This is a genomic window from Nocardiopsis halotolerans DSM 44410, assembly GCF_000341065.1.
In the GTDB taxonomy this organism is placed as follows: Bacteria; Actinomycetota; Actinomycetes; order Streptosporangiales; family Streptosporangiaceae; genus Nocardiopsis; species Nocardiopsis halotolerans.
Genome location: NZ_ANAX01000100.1, coordinates 1 through 18,097, shown reverse-complemented (window position 1 = coordinate 18,097; position 18,097 = coordinate 1). Strand labels below are relative to the sequence as shown.

The 18,097-nt window shown below is 72.4% G+C and carries 16 protein-coding genes; 6 read left to right on the top strand and 10 right to left on the bottom strand.

What is annotated here, in order from left to right; translation table 11 throughout:
* The coding region (locus D455_RS0107805; protein ID WP_017570184.1) for an enolase C-terminal domain-like protein at positions 1-693 on the top strand (693 nt) is incomplete at its 5' end.
* 140 nt (positions 694-833) lie between these two features.
* Here D455_RS0107805 and D455_RS0107800 read toward each other — a convergent pair.
* The 8 genes from D455_RS0107800 to D455_RS0107765 are packed head-to-tail and all read right to left on the bottom strand — an operon-like array spanning position 834 to position 9,121.
* The gene (locus D455_RS0107800; protein WP_017570183.1) at positions 834-2,240 is read right to left on the bottom strand and encodes an NADH-quinone oxidoreductase subunit N; all 1,407 of its coding nucleotides are present in this window, start codon (positions 2,238-2,240) and stop codon (positions 834-836) included.
* A gap of 5 nt (positions 2,241-2,245) precedes the next feature.
* The gene (locus D455_RS0107795; protein ID WP_017570182.1) at positions 2,246-3,751 is read right to left on the bottom strand and encodes a complex I subunit 4 family protein; all 1,506 of its coding nucleotides are present in this window, start codon (positions 3,749-3,751) and stop codon (positions 2,246-2,248) included.
* A 3-nt stretch (positions 3,752-3,754) separates the two neighbouring features.
* Positions 3,755-5,707 (bottom strand): NADH-quinone oxidoreductase subunit 5 family protein, encoded by a 1,953-nt coding sequence (locus tag D455_RS0107790; protein ID WP_017570181.1) that lies wholly within the window; start codon positions 5,705-5,707, stop codon positions 3,755-3,757.
* Positions 5,704-6,216 (bottom strand): NADH-quinone oxidoreductase subunit NuoK, encoded by a 513-nt coding sequence (nuoK, locus tag D455_RS35855; protein WP_017570180.1) that lies wholly within the window; start codon positions 6,214-6,216, stop codon positions 5,704-5,706. Before nuoK ends, D455_RS0107790 begins: the two co-directional genes overlap by 4 nt.
* Positions 6,216-6,779 carry an NADH-quinone oxidoreductase subunit J family protein gene (locus tag D455_RS0107780; protein WP_017570179.1) on the bottom strand — a complete coding sequence of 188 codons (564 nt, stop codon included), beginning with the start codon at positions 6,777-6,779 and terminating at the stop codon, positions 6,216-6,218. The genes nuoK and D455_RS0107780 overlap by 1 nt, the downstream gene beginning before the upstream one ends.
* Positions 6,780-6,798: 19 nt before the next feature.
* Complete coding sequence (locus D455_RS0107775; protein WP_017570178.1) at positions 6,799-7,725, bottom strand: NADH-quinone oxidoreductase subunit H; 927 nt, start codon at positions 7,723-7,725, stop codon at positions 6,799-6,801.
* Positions 7,722-8,780, bottom strand: coding sequence for a hypothetical protein (locus D455_RS0107770; RefSeq protein ID WP_017570177.1), 1,059 nt, complete (start codon positions 8,778-8,780; stop codon positions 7,722-7,724). Before D455_RS0107770 ends, D455_RS0107775 begins: the two co-directional genes overlap by 4 nt.
* The gene (locus D455_RS0107765) at positions 8,771-9,121 is read right to left on the bottom strand and encodes an NADH-quinone oxidoreductase subunit A (RefSeq protein ID WP_017570176.1); all 351 of its coding nucleotides are present in this window, start codon (positions 9,119-9,121) and stop codon (positions 8,771-8,773) included. The genes D455_RS0107770 and D455_RS0107765 overlap by 10 nt, the downstream gene beginning before the upstream one ends.
* 265 nt (positions 9,122-9,386) lie before the next feature.
* Here D455_RS0107765 and D455_RS0107760 point away from each other — a divergent pair, with 265 nt between their 5' ends.
* On the top strand, positions 9,387-9,845 hold the full coding sequence (locus D455_RS0107760) for a DUF4383 domain-containing protein (RefSeq protein WP_017570175.1): 459 nt from the start codon (positions 9,387-9,389) through the stop codon (positions 9,843-9,845).
* A gap of 121 nt (positions 9,846-9,966) precedes the next feature.
* Here D455_RS0107760 and D455_RS0107755 read toward each other — a convergent pair whose 3' ends face one another.
* Both D455_RS0107755 and D455_RS0107750 read right to left on the bottom strand, forming a co-directional pair.
* Positions 9,967-10,431 (bottom strand): hypothetical protein, encoded by a 465-nt coding sequence (locus D455_RS0107755; protein ID WP_017570174.1) that lies wholly within the window; start codon positions 10,429-10,431, stop codon positions 9,967-9,969.
* Positions 10,432-10,441: 10 nt separating this feature from the next.
* Complete coding sequence (locus D455_RS0107750; protein WP_017570173.1) at positions 10,442-12,100, bottom strand: catalase; 1,659 nt, start codon at positions 12,098-12,100, stop codon at positions 10,442-10,444.
* Positions 12,101-12,441: 341 nt separating this feature from the next.
* Between D455_RS0107750 and fdh the strand changes: the two genes are divergently transcribed.
* Genes fdh through D455_RS34125 form a run of 4 tightly spaced genes read left to right on the top strand, consistent with a single transcriptional unit; the run spans position 12,442 to position 17,900 of the window.
* Complete coding sequence (fdh, locus tag D455_RS0107745) at positions 12,442-15,696, top strand: formate dehydrogenase (protein ID WP_017570172.1); 3,255 nt, start codon at positions 12,442-12,444, stop codon at positions 15,694-15,696.
* The gene (locus D455_RS0107740) at positions 15,693-16,613 is read left to right on the top strand and encodes a 4Fe-4S dicluster domain-containing protein (RefSeq protein WP_394296620.1); all 921 of its coding nucleotides are present in this window, start codon (positions 15,693-15,695) and stop codon (positions 16,611-16,613) included. Before fdh ends, D455_RS0107740 begins: the two co-directional genes overlap by 4 nt.
* Positions 16,613-17,722 carry an NrfD/PsrC family molybdoenzyme membrane anchor subunit gene (gene nrfD, locus D455_RS0107735; RefSeq protein ID WP_017570170.1) on the top strand — a complete coding sequence of 370 codons (1,110 nt, stop codon included), beginning with the start codon at positions 16,613-16,615 and terminating at the stop codon, positions 17,720-17,722. Before D455_RS0107740 ends, nrfD begins: the two co-directional genes overlap by 1 nt.
* Positions 17,723-17,744: 22 nt before the next feature.
* Positions 17,745-17,900 carry a hypothetical protein gene (locus tag D455_RS34125; protein WP_017570169.1) on the top strand — a complete coding sequence of 52 codons (156 nt, stop codon included), beginning with the start codon at positions 17,745-17,747 and terminating at the stop codon, positions 17,898-17,900.
* Positions 17,901-18,097: the final 197 nt, after the last annotated feature.

The following is an 18,097-nucleotide window of genomic DNA, read 5'->3' as shown; positions in this document are numbered from 1 at the left end:
CTCACCAGCTACGGCGACGACGAGCTGCGCGGGCAGCTGGCGCACTGGGTGCACGAACAGGGCTTCACGCGGGTCAAGATCAAGGTCGGGGAGTCGTGGGGAACCCGTGAGGGACGCGACCTGGAGCGGCTCCGCCTGGCACGCGAGGCGATCGGCCCGGAGGCCGAGCTCTTCGCCGACGCCAACGGGGGCTACACGGCCAAGCAGGCGATCCGGCTGGCCGGGCCGCTGGCCGACCTGGACGTGCGCTGGCTGGAGGAACCGGTCTCCTCCGACGACCTCGACGGGCTCCGTCGGGTCCGGGACGCGGTCACGGCCGACGTGACCGCCGGTGAGTACGGCTTCGACCTGGCCTATTTCCAGCGGATGTGCGCGGCCGGGGCGGTGGACTGCCTCCAGGCCGACATCACGCGGTGCGGTGGTGTGCTGGAGTTGCGGCGGGCGGCGACCGTGGCCGCCGCGCACGGCCTGGAGCTGTCGGGGCACTGCGCGCCCTACCTGCACCGCCACACGGCGCTGTCCCTGCCGAACCTGCGCCACCTGGAGTGGTTCCACGACCACGTGCGCATCGAGACGCTCTTCTTCGAGGGGGCCGACCCCCCGAGGGAGGGTGAGCTGCCGCCGGACCCCGACCGGCCGGGCCACGGCCTCACCCTCAGGGAGGCCGACGCCGAGCGCTACCGCACCGGCTGACCGGGGTCCCGGGTCGCCTCACCGCGCCCCGCCGGGCGGACGCGGGTCAGCGGGCGGTGTGCGAGGGCGTGTCCCCGTGGGACTCCGGAAGTGCGGCGGACGCGGCGGCGAGGTGGCGGCGGAGGACGGCCGGGCCCGGCTCAGAACAGGGCCAGGACCGGCCCCGCCGCGAGGCCCATCCCGAGGGAGACCGCCGCAGCGGTGACCGCGGTCCCCGTGCTCCACCGGCCTCGGGGCCGCGCCCGTTCCACCTCCTCCCGCGCTTCGCGGGAGGGGCGGAACAGCGGCAGGATCCAGCGCAGGTAGTAGAAGAGGCTCGCGAGGGTGTTGGCGGCGGCCAGCACCATCAGCCAGCCCAGATCCGCCTCCAGGGCGGCGGTGAAGAGGGTGAGCTTGCCGACGAACACCGCCGTGGGCGGCGTGCCCACCAGGCTGAGCAGGCACACGACCAGGCTCAGCGCGAGCCAGGGGTGGTCGCGGAAGAGGCCCGTGTGCTCCTCCAGCGTCCGGGCCCGCAGGGCGTGCACGACCGCGAAGGCCCCGAGGTTGGCCGCCAGGTAGGCGCCCAGGTAGAACAGCAGCCCCGGCCGGGCCAGGTCCGCGCCCCCGTCCACCGCGGCCACCGCCATCAGCAGGTAACCGACCTGGCTGACGGTGGAGTAGGCCAGCAGGCGCCGCGCGTCCGTCTGGAAGAAGGCGCCCAGGTTGCCCAGGGTCATCGACGCCGCGGACAGGATCGCGGCCAGCAGCGCCCAGTCCAGCGCGGCCCCGGCCAGGACCTGGTCGCCCAGGCGGTACAGGGCGACCAGCGCGCCGATCTTGGGAACGGTGGTGACGAAGGCGGCCACCGGCACCGGGGAGCCCTCGGTCACGTCGGGCACCCAGAAGTGCAGGGGCACTCCCCCGGCCTTGAACAGCAGCCCCGCCAGCACCGCGACGGTACCGACGGCCACCAGCGCGCCCGGCGCCCCGGGCAGGGCGGAGGCCAGCCCCGCGTAACCGGTCGTGCCACCCGCCCCGAGCAGCAGCACGGTACCGGTGAGCAGCAGGATCCCCGACAGGGCGCCCAGGAGGAAGAACTTCAGCGCGGCCTCGGTGCCCGCGCCGTCCTTGGCGAAGCCGACCAGCGCGTAGAGCGGGATGCTCGCCAGGAGATAGGCCACGGCGAGCACCAGCAGGTCGTCCGCGCCCGCCAGCGCCACCGTGCCCAGGGCACCGAGCAGCAGCAGGACGTGGAACTCGGACGCGCGCGGATGGGCGTCGAGGGTGTCCGCGGCCAGCAGGACCGTCGCCAGGACCCCCGCGAACACCGCGACGCGCACCGCGTGCGTGGCGGCGTCCACCGCGTAGCCGCCCCCGTGCGATCCCACCCCGGCCACGGCGAACGCGACCGTGACCGCCAACGCGACCAGCAGCGCCGCGACCGCCAGCAGGCGGACCCGCCCCTGCCGGTGCCGGGGCGTCCAGCTGCCGAGCAGGAGCGCCCCCACCGAGGCGAGCGCGAGGACCATCTCGGGCAGCAGGGCGATCGTGTTCATCTCCTCCATACCGCTCACCCGGCCACCAGCGCGGCCAGGGCACGGGCCGCGGGCTCGATCCGGTCGAGGAGGAAGTGCGGCGCGAGGCCGATGAGGAGGGACAGCGCCAGGAGCGGCGCGATCGCGGCGGTCTCCCGGGCGGACAGGTCACCGACCCGGGCCGTGCACGGACCCGGGCCTCCCAGGAACAGCCGTTGCAGCGCGCGCAGGAACAGGGCGGCCGTGACCAGGATGCCGAGCAGGGCCAGCGCCGTGGGCACCGGGACCGGTCCGAGGCTGCCCGCGAAGATCTGGAACTCGGCGATGAATCCGGACAGGCCCGGCAGGCCCAGCGAACCGAAGAACGCGACGGCGGCCAGGGCGGCGAAGCGCGGGGCCCGCGCGGCCAGCCCGCCGTAGGACCCCATGTCGTAGGTGCCGCCACGGTCGTGGAGCGCGCCGGCCAGCAGGAACAGCGCTCCCGTGAGCAGCCCGTGGCTGACCATCTGCGTGACGGCTCCCGTGACCGCCAGGGACGCCGCTTCGGGCCGTTCGCCCGCCGCGAGCCCGGCCGCGCCCAGCCCCAGGAGGACGTATCCCATGTGGTTGACGGAGGTGTAGGCGATCATGCGCTTGACGTCGGTCTGGGCGAGCGCGACGAGCGATCCGTACAGGACCGAGACCACCCCCACGACCACGGCGACCATGGCGTACTCGACCCAGGCCCCCGGCAGGATCGGCATCGCGATGCGCACGAACCCGTAGGTGCCCATCTTCAGCAGGACCCCCGCCAGGATCGCCGACCCGACCGCGGGCGCGTCGGTGTGCGCCGGGGGCAGCCAGGTGTGGAAGGGGACGGTGGGCGTCTTGACGGCCAGGCCGACCCCGATGGCCAGCAGCACCAGCCCGCCCGCGAGTCCCCGTCCCTCCAGGGGCGTCCCCGCGGTCAGTTCCACCATGTCGAAGGTGTGGGGGTCGGCGGCCACGTACAGGCCGATGAACCCCAACAGCAGCGCCAGCGACCCGAGGAAGGTGTAGAGGAAGAACTGCAGCGCCGAGCGGGTCGGCCGCCCGTGCCCCCACCCGGCGATGACGAAGTACATCCCCACGATGGACAGGTCGAAGAAGACGAAGAACAGCAGGAGGTCCAGGGCGCTGAACAGGCCCATCGACACCGTCTGGAGGAACAGGAAGAGGACGGCGTGCGCGCGTGCGCGCCGCCGCTGGCGCAGGGAGTCGACCGCGCACGCGAGGAAGAGCACCGCCGTCATCGCCAGCAGGGGCAGGGAGAACCCGTCCACGCCCAGGTGGTAGGACGCGCCGACGCTGGGGATCCACAGCAGCCGCTCCTCGTAGGCGAAGTCCCCGAGCCCGGTGTCCGGGGCGGCGGCCGGATAGTACGCCCACAGGCCGACGACGAGCAGCAGGTCCAGCGCCGCCGCGGCGACCCAGGACCAGGCCACGACCCCGTCACGGGGACGGGGCGCGGCCAGCAGCACCAGGCCGACGAGCAGGGGCAGGAACACGACGACGGAGAGCACGCCTCACCTCATCAGGACGACGACGGCGGCCAGGACGACGAGTGCGATGACGGCCTGGACGTAGTACTGGTGCAGCAGCCCGGTCTGGGGACGCAGGGCCCACACGGCCAGCGACCGCGCCCCGGACGCGACCGCGCGCACCGCCCCCTCGACCGCGCCCTCGCCCCGCAACCGGGCCAGGTCCGCCGCGTGTGTCCCCCAGCCCGAGGCGGAGCGCACGCCTCCGGCGAGCCCCCGGTCGTCGAAGGCGGACAGGCGGCCGGACAGGGACGCGGTCGCCCGGGCGGCGGTCCGCGCCCCGCCCGCGATCACGTGGTCGTCGGCGGCGGCCAACGCCCGGGCCAGCGCCGTCACGGGCCGGGTGACCAGGGTGCGCGCCGCCGTGTCCAGGCCGAGCCAGCCGCCCAGGAAGCGGTGGCCGGGTACCTGGTCGGGTACCGCTCCGGCCCGGCTCCGGGCCACCGCCCACCAGGTGAGGGCGAGCACCGCGACGGCCAGCAGCCCCGACAGCGCCATCTCCCAGGCCGCGGGTCCTGGCGTGTCCGGGGCGCCCACCAGCGCACGCCACCACCGCGCCACGACGGGAAGTGCCAGAACGGAAAGCCCGATCGCGGCCGAGGACAGGGCGGCCAGCGACAGTGCCTCGGGTAGGGGCGCGCGTCGGACGCCGCTTCGGGACGCCTCCTCCCCCGTGAGGGGAGACGGTGACCAGACGGCGGCCAGCGCTCGGGCGGTGTAGGCCGCGCTGACCGCCGACGCGGCCAGGCCCGTCACGTACAGGGCGGGTCCCAGGTGCAGCGCGGCGGCGAGCGCCTCGTCCTTGGCCGTCCACAGCGGAAGAGGGGGCACCCCGGCCACGGCCAGTGCGCCGACCGTGAAGGCGGCACCGACCAGGGGATGCCTTCTCGCCGCGCCGCGAAGCCCGCGCAGCCCCTGGGTGCCCAGGGAGGCCAGCCAGGCTCCCGCGCACAGGAAGAGCAGGCTCTTGGCCGCGGCATGGGCGCTGAAGTGCAGGATGCCGCCGCCCACGGCGCCCGCGCCCGCGGCCAGGAAGAGGAATCCCATGTGAGAGGCGGTCGAGGCGGCCAGGAGCTGTTTGAGGTCGGACTGGTGGAAGGCCACCGCCCCCAGTAGCAGCGCGGTGACCGCTCCGAGCCATGCCAGCGCCGGACCGGCCCACTCCGTGGCGCTCAGCACGGGTCGGGCCCGCAACATCAGGTAGCCGCCCGCGGCGACCATCGTGGCCGAGTGGAGCAGGGCCGAGACCGGGCTGGGGCCGACCATCGCGTGTGAGAGCCAGAAGCTGAACGGCAGTTGCGCGGACTTGCCCAGCGCTGCGAGGATCATCCCCGCCACGGCGGCGTCCCGCCATCCGCCTTCCAGGGAGGCCAGGGCGGAGAGCTGGAGCGCTTCCGCGCCTCCGGCCAGAGCCGCTCCGGCGGCCAGGTACAGGCCCAGATCCGTGCCCCGCGTGGTGACGAAGGCCAGTGTCGCCGAGCGCACGCGGTGGGCCTCGTGCCACCAGTAGCCGATGAGGGCGTAGGACAGGGCGCCCATGATCTCCCACACCATCAGGAGTGTGACCAGGGTGGTGGAGGTGACGGCGACGAGGACGGCCGCCGTGAAGAGCAGCATGAGACCGAAGAAGCGGCCGCGCGCCTCCTCCCGCCCCATCTCGGCGGAGGCGAAGAGCACGACCATCAGGGAGACGGCGGAGACCGTGATCACCGCGACCGCGGACAACCCGTCCACGGCCGTCCCCGCGCGGATGCCCGGAAGCATCGGCACGGACGCGGCCGGGCGGGTCACCGCCGCGACGACGGCCGCGACCAGGGTCAGGGCCGTGGCGGTGACGGCGCAGGGAGCGGCGACCGCGTCGGCGCGCCGCTCCGACACGAGCAGGACCGCTCCCACCACGGCGGGCAGGCCGATCAGCGCTCCCAGGGCCGCCGTCACCGCTCACCACCGTCCCCGTGGTGTCCGTGGTTCCCAGAGCCCTCGTGCCCCCTATGACCTCCGTGATCCTCGGGGTCCCCTTGATCCCCGTGGTCTTCGTGGCCCCCATGGTGTTCCGGGTTCCCGTGGCCTCCGTGACCACTGTGGTCCCCATGGCCGCCGTGGTCCCCATGGCCGCCGTGGCCTCCGTGGCCGCCGGAGCCACGGTGGTCGGCGAGGTCGGCGGCCATGTCGACCATGTCGACGTCGCGTGCGCGGAAGAGCGCGGTGGTGACGGCGAAGCCCATCGCCATCTCCACGGCCATCGCGGTGACCGCGACCAGGACCAGGACCTGCCCGTCGGGGCGTTCGGGCGAGGTGTACAGCCACAGGGCCGCCGCGGCGACGATGACCGCGTTGACCATCAACTCCAGGCCCATCATCACCATGACGACCGACTGCTGACTGAGCGCGCCGAACAGTCCCACCGAGAACAGGGCGGCGGCCAGGAGGAGGTAGGTCTCCAGCATCATCGGTCCAGCCCCCCGCCGATCGGGTCGTCGGGGCGTCCGCGCCGCAGGTCGTCGCCGTAGCGCTCGTAGCGTCCCCGGTGGGTGGCGAGCACGGTGGCGGCCACCATGGTCGCGAACAGCACCAGACCCACGAGCATCATGACCAGCATGTGCCGGCCCATGATCGCCTCGCCCAGCGCCAGTGTGGGGTCCGGGGGCGGCGTGCCCTCCCGCTCCGGCCAGGGCACGAGCACGATCCCGGCGGCCAGCAGCAGGAAGACCACGCCGGACACGGCCAGCGAACCGGCTCTGTTGTGCACCATGGTCATCGGCATCAGCCCGGCCGGGTTCATCATGTACATGATCATGAAGACGGCCATCACCATCATCTCCATGACCATCATGAGGATGACCAGCACACCCAGGTAGGACAGCCCCAGGAGCAGGATCGCCACCCCGGTCAGGAGGAACGAGGCCAGCAGGGCGAAGGTGGCCCGGGCCATGGAGTCCACGACGAACACCGCGACACCCGACGCGACCGCGCCCACGGCGCAGACCGCGAACACCACCGTCCCGACCATCGTCGTCTCCCTTCCTCTCCTAACGGACCAGCACGTACACCGCGACGGCGAGCACCTGGAGCAGGGTCACCGGGACGAGCACCACCCAGCCCACCTCGGTGAACCGGTCCATCCGCACCGCGGGCAGCCGGTGCCCCAGCCACACCAGGAGCGCGAGGACCCCGGCCGTCTTGACCAGCGTCCACACCCAGCCGGGCAGCAGCGGCCCCGCGCCTCCGCCCAGGAAGAGCGGTACCGCCATCGCCGCCACGGCGGCGAGGAACACGTACCGGCCCGCGCGCAGGACCAGAAGGTCCACGCCGGAGAGCTCGGCCGCCACGCCGCCGGCCAGGTCCCGGCCCACGGGCGTTCCGAAGGGGCCCCAGAAGGCCATGGCCAGTGCCGAGACCAGGTAGACCACGAAGGCCGCGGGCATCAGCACGGCGAACCAGACCTGCTCCTGGGCGGCGACGACGTCCCCCACGCGCAGCGAGCCCGCGCCCAGCGCCGCCGCGGTCAGGGCGAACATGTGCGGCAGCTCGTAGGACAGCCCCTGGATGAGGAACCGGTAGCCCCCGACCAGGCCCCAGACCGAGTTGGCCCCCCAGCCGAGCATCCACAGCGCGGCCCAGACGACCACCTCCATGGCGTTGAACCACACGACGCCGACGGACGGGTCGCTGACCGCCGTCGACCCGAGCGGGATGACCAGCGCGGCCAGCACGGCGGCCACCGGGACCAGTGCGCCGCCCAGCCGCCACAGAAGCGTGTCCGTGCCGGGGATCGTGCGGCGCCGCTGCACCAGCAGGCGGGCCGACTCCCGCGCCGGTGCGGTCAGTCCGCTCACCGGGGCGGCCCCGGCGGCCCGCGCGCGGAGCGCGGCCGTCCCCGCGGCGGCGCCGTAGCCGAGGACGATCAGCAGCGCGGGGACGAGCAGGACGGCCCACGGCGGTGCCACCCCGCTCACGTGCCCGGCTCCGGGGCGTAGGCGCCCACGGCCTCGGTGTCGGGGTCCAGGGAGGCCACGACGAGCCGCGCCGACGCCAGTTCCTGGCCGACGACCAGGTCGGGAAGCAGGTCCAGAGCGGTCCGTGCGACGTCGGGCCCTCCCGGTGCGGCGCCGGGCGGGCCGGGATCCGACGCCGTCCCGATCCGGCCCAGCCAGCGGGCCCAGCGGTCGGCGGCGTCACCGCGCAGTTCCTCCGGAGCCCCGTCACCGACCCTCCCCAGGCCGCGGAGGGACCATCGCAGCAGACGCGAGCGGCCCACCATGTGCCGCCAGCGGCGCAGTTCCGCACCGGTCCCCGGCCGGGGACCGGGTTCCAGCAGGGCGTCGCGCAGCCGACGGGCGGACAGCGCCGCGGCGGGCCAACCGGCGACGGACAGCAGACGCTGCGCCGAGTCCAGGGCGGCCGCGGTGGACCGCCCGCCCCGGTCGCCGTCCGGTGCGCCCCAGAAGGAGGCGGCGCCGTCTCGCGCGCCTACGAGGGAGACGTGCGCCTCCTGGACCACGTCCCCCTGGATCACCGTCCGCAGGGACAGCCCGGCGGGCCAGTCGGGCAGGGCCGGGCCCAGGGAGAGGTGGAGCCGGTCGAGTGTCAGTCCGTCACGGTCCTCTCCCCGGCCGGCCATGGGCAGACCGCCGGGCATGTCCTCGTCGGGGTCGGCCGCGGCCCGTGCGGAACGGTCGCGCGCGTCGGCGTCACGGCGCTGCGCGGCGACGTCGAGCAGGTCGGCGCGGGCCGTGTCCAGCGCATGACGGGCCTGTTCGGGTGCGCCGACGCGCGCGCGTGCGCGCGGCCCGGGCAGCTGCGCCCAGACCCGGTCCAGTGCCTCGTCGGCGTCGGCGTTCGCGGGGCCGCACACCACGAGCAGATCGGCGTCGGCCGGGGAGAGAGCCCGGCGCCAACCGCGTTCGCGCACGATCCTCTCCACGGCCAGCCGCGCGCCGGTGCCCCCGACCGTGGTCACGACGAAGGGGCGCGGCACGGCGCGGCGCAGCAGCCATCCCGTCAGGTCCACCGGAACGCCCCCTCCCGCCACGCGTAGACGACCGCCGCGACCAGGACGGCGAGGAAGGCGAACATCTCGACGACGGCGGGCGCACCCTTGTCCGCCACGACGAGCACCCACGGGTACATGAAGACCATCTCCATGTCGAAGGCCAGGAAGAGCAGCGTCACCGCGTACCAGCGCACGTGGTACCGCGAGACCGCGTGCTCGGTCACGGCCGCGCCCGACAGGAACGGCTCCACGGTCACCGGACCGCGCCGGAGGCGTACCGCGGCGGAGAGCACGTGTACGCACAGCACGAGGGCGACCGCCAGCGCGCCCAGGACGAGCGCCGGTCCGAAGACGTCCATATCCCTCCTCCACGTCCGGTGCGCCTGCCCACGGGACGCGGTGCCCAATCCGCCGAGAGCCATGTTCGGAGGGTGGGGAACTGATTTCCTTCCGTGACCACCAGAGTAGGAGGGGACACGCCCGTTCCGGCGCGGGAAACGCCCTGGTGGCGGGGTTCGACGCCCTCCGCACGCGGATGAGTGTCCTGGATCACTCGGGGTAGTGGATTCACCTCCGCTCCCTCACCGGGAGGAGGAGCCGGACACGACCACGGTGGAGGTAACCATGTCCGAGAGGACCTCGAACCAGGGCGTGACACGACTGCCGGGGAGGCCGGTCCGCCTCGCCGCCCTCGTCGTCGGCATCGTCTTCCTGCTGGTGGGCGTACTGGGGTTCATCCCCGGCGTGACCACGCAGTACGGAGAGATGCAGTTCGCCGGACACGACTCCGGAGCCCTCCTGCTGGGGCTCTTCCAGGTGTCGATCCTGCACAACGTCGTCCACCTGCTCTTCGGCGTGGCGGGGGTGGCGATGGCCCGCTCCGCGAAGCTGGCGAAGGCCTACCTCATCGGTGGCGGGGTGATCTACCTGCTGCTGTGGCTCTACGGTCTGATCATCGACCTGGAGAGCGCGGCGAACTTCGTGCCGCTCAACAGCGCCGACAACTGGCTGCACCTGGGCCTGGGTCTGGGCATGATCGCACTCGGGTTCGTCCTGGCGCCTTCCGGCAGGTCGAAGCGCTAGGCGGTGACCGAAAGGGGGGCGCCGGCCCACGTCAACGTGAGCGCGCCCACCCAGGAGCACGGCACCGGGCCCCGGCCTCGACCGGGGCCCGGTGCCGTGTCCGCCGCACGCACGCCTCGGGTCAGCGCCCGTCGAGCCACTCGTAGGCGGCGCTGGTGGCGCAGGCGTAGACCGTGTGGTGCAGCATGTCCACGGCGACCTCCTCGGCACCCCACTTCCAGGCCGGGGGCGCCGTGCCCGTCGCCGGAAGGACGACCTGCTCACCACCCCACACCAGCGCCAGGTGCGCCGCCGCCGCGGCGGGTCCGTGCAGCCCGGCCGCGCCGAGCAGTCCCCGGACCGCCCCCCACGACGTTCCGTAACCCCAGTGGACGGCGGTGCCGAACCTCCGCTCGCCCGCGGAGTCCCTCGGCCGCACGCCGAGCACCGTTCCGGCGGCGTCGGAGGGGGAGGAACTGCCTCCCCTGCCGCGCAGTTTCGCCTCCGTGGTGCTGGAGACCGTCATCGCCACGGTGCCGACCAGTCCGGCCAGCAGCCCCCTGCCGACGGCGGACGAGGTGCCCGCGAGCGCTCCCCTCAGGTCCATACCGTCCACCTCAGCGCTCGGTCACGTGCCGCTCGTTGGGCACGCAGTGGGTCATCTTCAGCCCCGCCACGTCGCGGGGGCCGTTCTGCCCCAGATGGGCCAGGCGCTGGCGGTCCTCGTCGGTCAGGTCCTGGCTCTGGAGCGGGTCCAGGTGCGCCACGTCCCCCGGGCCGATGCCCAGCCTCTTGCCGACGCGCAGTCCCAGGTCGTCCTCGACCAGGAGGAGGTGCCAGACCATCCGCTCCTGGATCGGGCGTTCGCACTGGGAGAGCATCGTCGTGAAGTTGTGCACGAGGTCGTCGCGCTCCCACTGCTCCATCAGGAGGTAGCGCTGCCCGGCCTGCTTGTAGTCGTTGGTGCGCACGATGCGCTTGCGCGTGAGCCGCCCCCTGATCTCGGGGCCCTGCTCGTCGTGCGTGGGGTACTGCCCCTCACGCAGACCGCCGGTGATGGACGGCTCGTAGTTGACGTGCGGGTTCGCTCCCCCGGTGTCCTGCTCGTAGGTCATCAGGCCGTCGCGCTGGTTGGTGCGCACGTTCGCGTTCTTCGCCTGGTTCACCGGCAGTTGCAGGTAGTTGGGCCCCACCCGGTAGCGCTGGGTGTCGCTGTAGGAGAAGGTGCGGCCGACCAGCATCTTGTCGTCGGAGAAGTCCAGCCCGTCCACGAGCACGCCGGTGCCGAAGGAGATCTGCTCGTTCTCCGCGAAGTCGTTCGACACGTTGCGGTCGAGCACGATCCGGCCCACCGGCTTGGGCGGGAAGTCCTGCTCCGGCCAGGTCTTGGTGTCGTCCAGGGGATCGAAGTCGAGTTCGAGGTGCTCCTCGTCGCTCATCATCTGCACGAGCAGCTCCCACTCGGGATGGTCGCCGCGGTCGATGGCCTCGCGCAGGTCCTTGGTCGCGTGCCCGGTCTCGTTCGCCTGGATGTTGGCGGCGTCGGCCTCGGTCATGCTCCGCACGCCCTGCTTGGGCATCCACGTGTACTTGACCAGGACCGTCTCGCCCACGTCGTTGACCCACTTGTAGGTGTTGACGCCGAAGCCCTGCTGGTGCCGGTAGTCCGCCGGGATGCCGCGCGGGCTGAACAGGTTGACCAGCATGTGCATGCACTCGGGGGTCTGCGACATGAAGTCGAAGATGCGGTTCGGCTCCTGGCGGAAGGTCACCGGGTCCGGTTTGAGGGCGTGGATCACGTCGGGGAACTTGATGGCGTCGCGGATGAAGAAGACGGCCAGGTTGTTGCCGACCAGGTCCCAGTTGCCGTCCTCGGTGTAGAACTTGATGGCGAACCCGCGCGGGTCCCGGTTGCACTCGGAGGAGTCCCTGCCGCCGATGACCGTGGAGAAGCGCAGCGCGATGTCGGTCCGCTTCCCCTTGCCCTGGAAGAGCCTGGCGCGCGTGTAGCGGCTGATCGGCTCGTCGCCCCACGTGCCGTAGGACTCGAAGTAGCCGAACGCGGTCACCCCGCGCGCGTGCACCACCCGCTCCGGGATGCGCTCCCGGTCGAAGTGGCTGATCTTCTCCAGGAACTGGTAGTTCTCCAGCGTGGCGGGTCCCCGCTCCCCGACCGTGCGCTGGTTCTGGTTGTCGTAGACCTGGTGGCCCTGCCGGTTCGTGAGCACCTCGCGGTCGCCCCCGGCTCCGGACCCCTGGCTGGATACGTCGGTCATGTGACTGGCCCCCCACCACGTCGTCATGTTCGGTCTCCAGGCCTCCTCCTGCCCACTGCCCTCACCGGGGACTCCCGGAAGAGGAAGTTCTTACCAACCGGAGGGAATACCGGAACCCTCTTCCGCATGGGAGGGAGGAGCGGCGTCCGGTGTTTCACGTGAAACACCGGACGCCTCGCGCCACCGTCACGGGAACCCCATGGAACCGTCACGGACGGCGTGTCCTGCCCGGCGCGAGCGCCCCTCCCGTGGACGGTGAAGACCCGGCCCGGCCTTCCGCGGGAGCCGGGAGGTCCGGGGAGGACGGGGAGCGTCGACGGCGGGCGGTTCGGAGGACGAGCATGGGCGTACGCACGTGGATCGAGTCGTGGCCGGTGTACCGGCAGCTGACCGGGGAGGACCGTCTGGGGCTCGGGGCCGCCGCGAAGTCCGACCGGACGGAGGACCTGAGGGCGCGCACGGAGGAGGCCGACAGGGTCGTCAAGTCGGTCTGCCCCTACTGCGCGGTGGGGTGCGCGCAGAACGTCTACGTCAAGGACGAGAAGGTCGTCCAGATCGAGGGTGACCCGGACTCACCGGTCAGCCGCGGGCGCCTGTGCCCCAAGGGGTCGGCCAGCCTCCAGCTCACCACGGGATCCGCGCGTCAGGAGAGGGTCCTCTACCGGCGCCCCTACGGCACCGAGTGGGAGGAGATCGACCTCGACACGGCCATGCGCATGGTGGCCCACAGGGTGGTGCGCACCCGGAACGAGACCTGGCAGGAGGAGAGCGAGGGGCGCCGGGTGGCCCGCACGCTGGGGATCGCCAGCCTGGGCGGCGCCACTCTGGACAACGAGGAGAACTACCTCATCAAGAAGCTCCTGACCGCGCTCGGCGTCGTCCAGGTGGAGAACCAGGCCCGGGTGTGCCACAGCTCCACCGTCGCCGGTCTGGGCACGAGCTTCGGCCGCGGCGGGGCGACCATGTTCCTCCAAGACCTCCAGAACTCCGACTGCATCGTCATCGAGGGATCCAACTTCGCCGAGGCCCATCCGGTCGGCTTCCAGTGGGTCATGGAGGCCAAGGCGCGCGGCGCGGTGGTCATCCACGTCGACCCCCGGTTCAGCCGCACCAGCGCGCTCGCCGACCTGCACGTTCCCATCCGCGCGGGAACCGACATCGCCTTCCTCGGCGCGATCATCAACCACGTCCTCACCGAGGAGAAGTACTTCCGCGACTACGTGCTCGCCTTCACCAACGCCGCGATGATCGTCGGCGAGGACTTCCGGGACACCGAGGACCTGGACGGCCTCTTCTCCGGGTTCTCGGAGGAGGACGGGAGCTACGACGCCTCCACGTGGGCCTATGACGGCGTGGAGGTGGCCGCCGCCTCCGGCAACCGCGACCAGCTGTACGAGGAGCGGTTGAGGCAGAACCTCGGCACCAGGAAGTCGGGGCGCCCCGAACAGCAGGGGTCTGGCGGCGCGGTGATCCGGAACGCGCCCCGGGAGGATCCGACGCTCACCGACCCCCGGTGCGTGTTCCAGATCCTCAAGCGCCACTACGCGCGCTACACGCCCGAGATGGTCGAGGAGGTGTGCGGCATCCCCCGGGAGACCTTCCAGCGGGTGTGCGACCACCTCACCGAGAACTCGGGCCGCGACCGCACCAGCGCCTTCTGCTACGCCGTGGGCTGGACCCAGCACAGCGTCGGCTCCCAGTACATCCGGGCCGCCTCCATCCTCCAGCTGCTCCTTGGCAACATCGGCCGTCCGGGCGGCGGCATCCAGGCGCTGCGCGGACACGCCAGCATCCAGGGCTCCAGCGACGTGCCGACCCTGTTCGACCTCCTGCCGGGCTACCTGCCGATGCCGCACGCCCACGAGGAACAGGACCTGGAGACCTACGTCCTCGCCGTGGGACACCCGCGCAAGGGGTTCTGGGCGGAGATGGAGTCCTACATGGTCAGCCTGCTCAAGGCGTGGTGGGGCGAGCACGCGACCGCGGAGAACGGCTACTGCTTCGACCACATCCCCCGGCTCACGGGCTCCCACAGCCACTACGACACCGTGATGGCCCAGATCGCCGGGGAGTGCAAGGGCTACTTCCTCATGGGCGAGAACCCCGCCGTGGGGTCGGCCAACAGCCGGGCCCAGCGCATGGGCATGGCCGAGCTGGACTGGCTCGTCGTGCGCGACTTCTCGCTGATCGAGAGCGCCACCTGGTGGAAGGACGGGCCGGAGATCGAGTCGGGGGAGAAGCGGACCGAGGAGATCGGTACCGAGGTGTTCTTCTTCCCGGCCGCCGCGCACACCGAGAAGTCGGGGACCTTCACCAACACCAACCGGCTGCTCCAGTGGCACGACCGCGCGGTCACCCCGAGCGGCGACCGCCGCAGCGACCTCTGGTTCATGTACCACCTCGGCCGGATCATCCGCGAGGTGCTCGCCGACTCCGACGACCCCAAGGACCGCCCGGTCCTCGACCTCACCTGGGACTACCCGTTGGAGGAGGGGGACGAGCCCGACGCGGCGGCGGTCCTGCGGGAGATCAACGGCCACGACGCCGAGGGCCGACCGCTCAGCGCCTACACCGAACTGCGCGACGACGGTTCGACCTCGTGCGGCTGCTGGATCTACTGCGGCGTCTTCCGGGACGGGGTGAACCAGGCGGCGCGCAGGAAGCCCCACACGGAACAGGACTGGATCGCCGCCGAGTGGGCCTGGGCGTGGCCGGACAACCGGCGCGTCCTGTACAACCGCGCCTCGGCGGACGAGAACGGGGAGCCGTGGAGCCCGCGTAAGAGCCTGGTCTGGTGGGACGCGGAGAAGGGGGCCTGGACGGGGCACGACACGCCCGACTTCGAGAGGGGCAAGGCGCCCGACTACCGCCCCGACGAGGGCGTCGAGGGGGTGGCGGCCCTGACGGGGACGGACGCGTTCATCATGCAGGCCGACGGGAGGGGCTGGCTGTACGCGCCCGCGGGGCTCAACGACGGCCCGATGCCCACCCACTACGAGCCGCAGGACACGCCGTTCGCGAACCCGTTGTACGGGCACCAGCGCAACCCGACGCGGCTGACCTACCCGCACGAGTACAACCCGTACCACCCCGATCCCGGCTCGCCGGGCGCGGACGTCTACCCGTACGTGGTGACCACCTACCGGCTCACCGAGCACTTCACCGCGGGCGGGATGAGCCGGTGGACCCCCTACCTCGCGGAGTTGCAGCCCGAGTTCTTCTGCGAGGTCGGGCCCGAGCTGGCGGAGGAGCGGGGGTTGGAGCACGGCGGCTGGGCCACCATCGTCACCGCGCGCAACGCCATCGAGGCGCGGGTCCTGGTCACGGACCGCATGGCCCCGCTGCGGGTGCAGGGGCGGGTGGTCCACCAGATCGGGATGCCCTACCACTGGGGGCCCAACGGGTACTCGACGGGCGACGCGGCCAACGAGCTGATGTCCATCGTGCTCGACCCCAACGTGCACATCCAGGAGGTCAAGGCGCTCACGGCGGACATCCGTCCGGGTCGCCGACCCCGGGGGCCGGAACGCCTCCGCCTGGTGCGCGAGTACCGGGAGCGGGCCGGGATCACGGAACAGACCGGACTGGAGGTGTGAGGGTGTCCGCGGAGAGCAGCGGGAACGGGAGCGGAACCCCCGTGGGGGACGGCGGCCCCGCGCGGGTCGGATTCTTCACCGACACGAGCGTGTGCATCGGCTGCAAGGCCTGCGAGGTGGCCTGCAAGGAGTGGAACGCGATCCCCGAGGACGGTCTGGACTTCACGTCCATGTCGTTCGACAACAGCGGCGGGCTGGGCGCCGACACCTGGCGCCACGTGGCCTTCGTCGAGCAGCGCGAGCCCCTCGGCTTCCAGGACCCGGGTGTGGGCCGCCCGGGGGCCGGGACCGTCGACCTGGGCATGCCGTCCTTCGAGCTGCCCGGCGCCGGGACCGGAGCCGACGGGCGCGGTGAGTTCCGCTGGCTGATGTCCTCGGACGTGTGCAAGCACTGCACCAGCGCGGCCTGCCTGGACGTGTGCCCGACCGGAGCCCTGTTCCGCACGGAGTTCGGCACGGTGGTGGTGCAGGAGGACATCTGCAACGGTTGCGGGTACTGCGTCCCCGCCTGCCCCTACGGGGTCATCGACAAGCGCGAGGACGACGGCCGGGTCTGGAAGTGCACCCTGTGCTACGACCGGATCGGTGACGGCCTGGAACCCGCCTGCGCCAAGGCCTGCCCGACCGACTCGATCCAGTTCGGCGACCTCGACGAGCTGCGCGAGCGCGCGGAGAGGCGCGTGGCCGACCTCCGGGAGGCCGGTGTGTCCTCCGCCCGCCTGTACGGCGAGGACCCGGGGAACGGGGTGGACGGCGCGGGCGCGTTCTTCCTGCTGCTGGACGAACCCGAGGTCTACGGGTTGCCGCCGGACCCGGTGGTGACCACGCGGGACCTCGCGTCGATGTGGGCACACGCGGGTGTGGCGGCCACCGCGTTGCTGGTCGGAGCGGTCGCGGCGTTCGCGGGGAGGCGCTGATGAGTACGTCGGACGTGACCAAGGAGGGCATGCGCGGACAGCGTCCCGGACGTGAGGCGATCACGGGTGCCGCGGACGTCGTCGGGGAGGAGCAGCGTCGCCAGCGCGGTGACGGGACCCAGCGGAGGAGGGGGAACGGTCGCGGTGAGCCCACGCGGGTGCCGGACGCCGAGTTCCGCTCCTACTACGGCAAGCCCGTGCTCAACCAGATCGTGTGGAAGGCGCCCGACATCGGCGGGTACCTGTTCCTGGGCGGACTCGCGGGGGCCTCGTCGGTCCTCGCCGCCGGTGCCGAGCTGACCGGACGTCCGGACCTGGCCCGGCCCCTCAAGTACACCGCCCTGGGCGCGATCTCCGGTTCGACGGCCGCGCTCATCCACGACCTGGGACGCCCCGAACGCTTCCTGAACATGCTGCGGGTGATCAAACCGACCTCGCCGATGAGCGTCGGTTCGTGGATCCTGCTGACCTACGGTCCCCTCGCCGGGGTCGCCGCCGTGACCTCCGCCACCGGGTGGTTCCCCCGGATCGGCCGCGCGGCCACCCTCGGCGCCGGTGCTGTGGGGCCGCTGGTGGCCACGTACACGGCGCCGCTCGTCTGCGACACCGCGGTGCCCTCCTGGCACGACGGCTACCGGTACATGCCGTTCGTGTTCGCCTCCTCCGCCGCATCGGCGGCCGGGGGTACGGGCCTGCTCACCGCCCCGCTGGCGCAGAGCGGCCCCGCGCGCCGTGCCGCCGTGGGCGGTGCCCTGGCCGAGGTGGCGGTCTCCACCGCCATGGAGCACCGGATGGGTATGTCCGGGGAACCGTACGGGAAGGGCACGGCGGGGGTGCTCGTCCGCACGGCCAAGGCGCTCACCCTGGCCGGGGCGGCCGGTGCGGTGCTCGGCCGCCGCAGCCGTGTGGTGTCCGCGCTGAGCGGGGCCGCCCTGCTCGCCGGTTCGGCCTGCACACGCCTGGGGGTCTTCCACGCGGGCAAGCAGTCCGTCGCCGATCCCCGGTACACGGTGGTGCCGCAGCGCCGTCGGCTGGCCGAGCGGGAGGCGGCGCGGGGCGAGGACGGGGAGTCCGTCGCGGTTCCCCCGGCACGGGAGGCCGAGGGCTGAGCCCCGGGTTCCGGCGGTCGACGTGGCCCACGAACCGAACCGGCCCAGCCGCGTCATGAAGGGACCGGCCGTCGACCACGTCCTGGCCGGGACCCTCCTCGCGCTGTCGGGCGTGCGCGCCGCCCGTCTCCCCCTCGCCGCCCCGGCCCGCGTCCTCCTCCGAGCCCGCTCGGAGTGAGCCCGGCCACTTGTCCACGCGGGAGGGTGTTCCTGGTCACACGACTAGACGAATGGCCGCGAAATCGCCGACAAGACTCGACGTTTTCTTGGATTTTCCGCCGGTGTAGCGAACATATGGCAACAAACCGCACCATGTGTCTGAACAGATTTTCCTGACACAGGAGGTTGGAAGCCATGGCTGATGACCGGGGCCTT

Bases quoted from the DNA above. Each gene is read 5' to 3' on its own strand.
- D455_RS0107755 (WP_017570174.1), bottom strand. From the start codon at position 10,431: ATGGACCTGAGGGGAGCGCTCGCGGGCACCTCGTCCGCCGTCGGCAGG.
- D455_RS0107765 (WP_017570176.1), bottom strand. From the start codon at position 9,121: ATGGACGTCTTCGGACCGGCGCTCGTCCTGGGCGCGCTGGCGGTCGCC.
- fdh (WP_017570172.1), top strand. From the start codon at position 12,442: ATGGGCGTACGCACGTGGATCGAGTCGTGGCCGGTGTACCGGCAGCTG.
- D455_RS0107780 (WP_017570179.1), bottom strand. From the start codon at position 6,779: ATGGTCGGGACGGTGGTGTTCGCGGTCTGCGCCGTGGGCGCGGTCGCG.
- nrfD (WP_017570170.1), top strand. From the start codon at position 16,613: ATGAGTACGTCGGACGTGACCAAGGAGGGCATGCGCGGACAGCGTCCC.
- nuoK (WP_017570180.1), bottom strand. From the start codon at position 6,216: ATGCTGGAGACCTACCTCCTCCTGGCCGCCGCCCTGTTCTCGGTGGGA.
- D455_RS0107800 (WP_017570183.1), bottom strand. From the start codon at position 2,240: ATGGAGGAGATGAACACGATCGCCCTGCTGCCCGAGATGGTCCTCGCG.
- D455_RS0107750 (WP_017570173.1), bottom strand. From the start codon at position 12,100: ATGACCGACGTATCCAGCCAGGGGTCCGGAGCCGGGGGCGACCGCGAG.
- D455_RS0107760 (WP_017570175.1), top strand. From the start codon at position 9,387: ATGTCCGAGAGGACCTCGAACCAGGGCGTGACACGACTGCCGGGGAGG.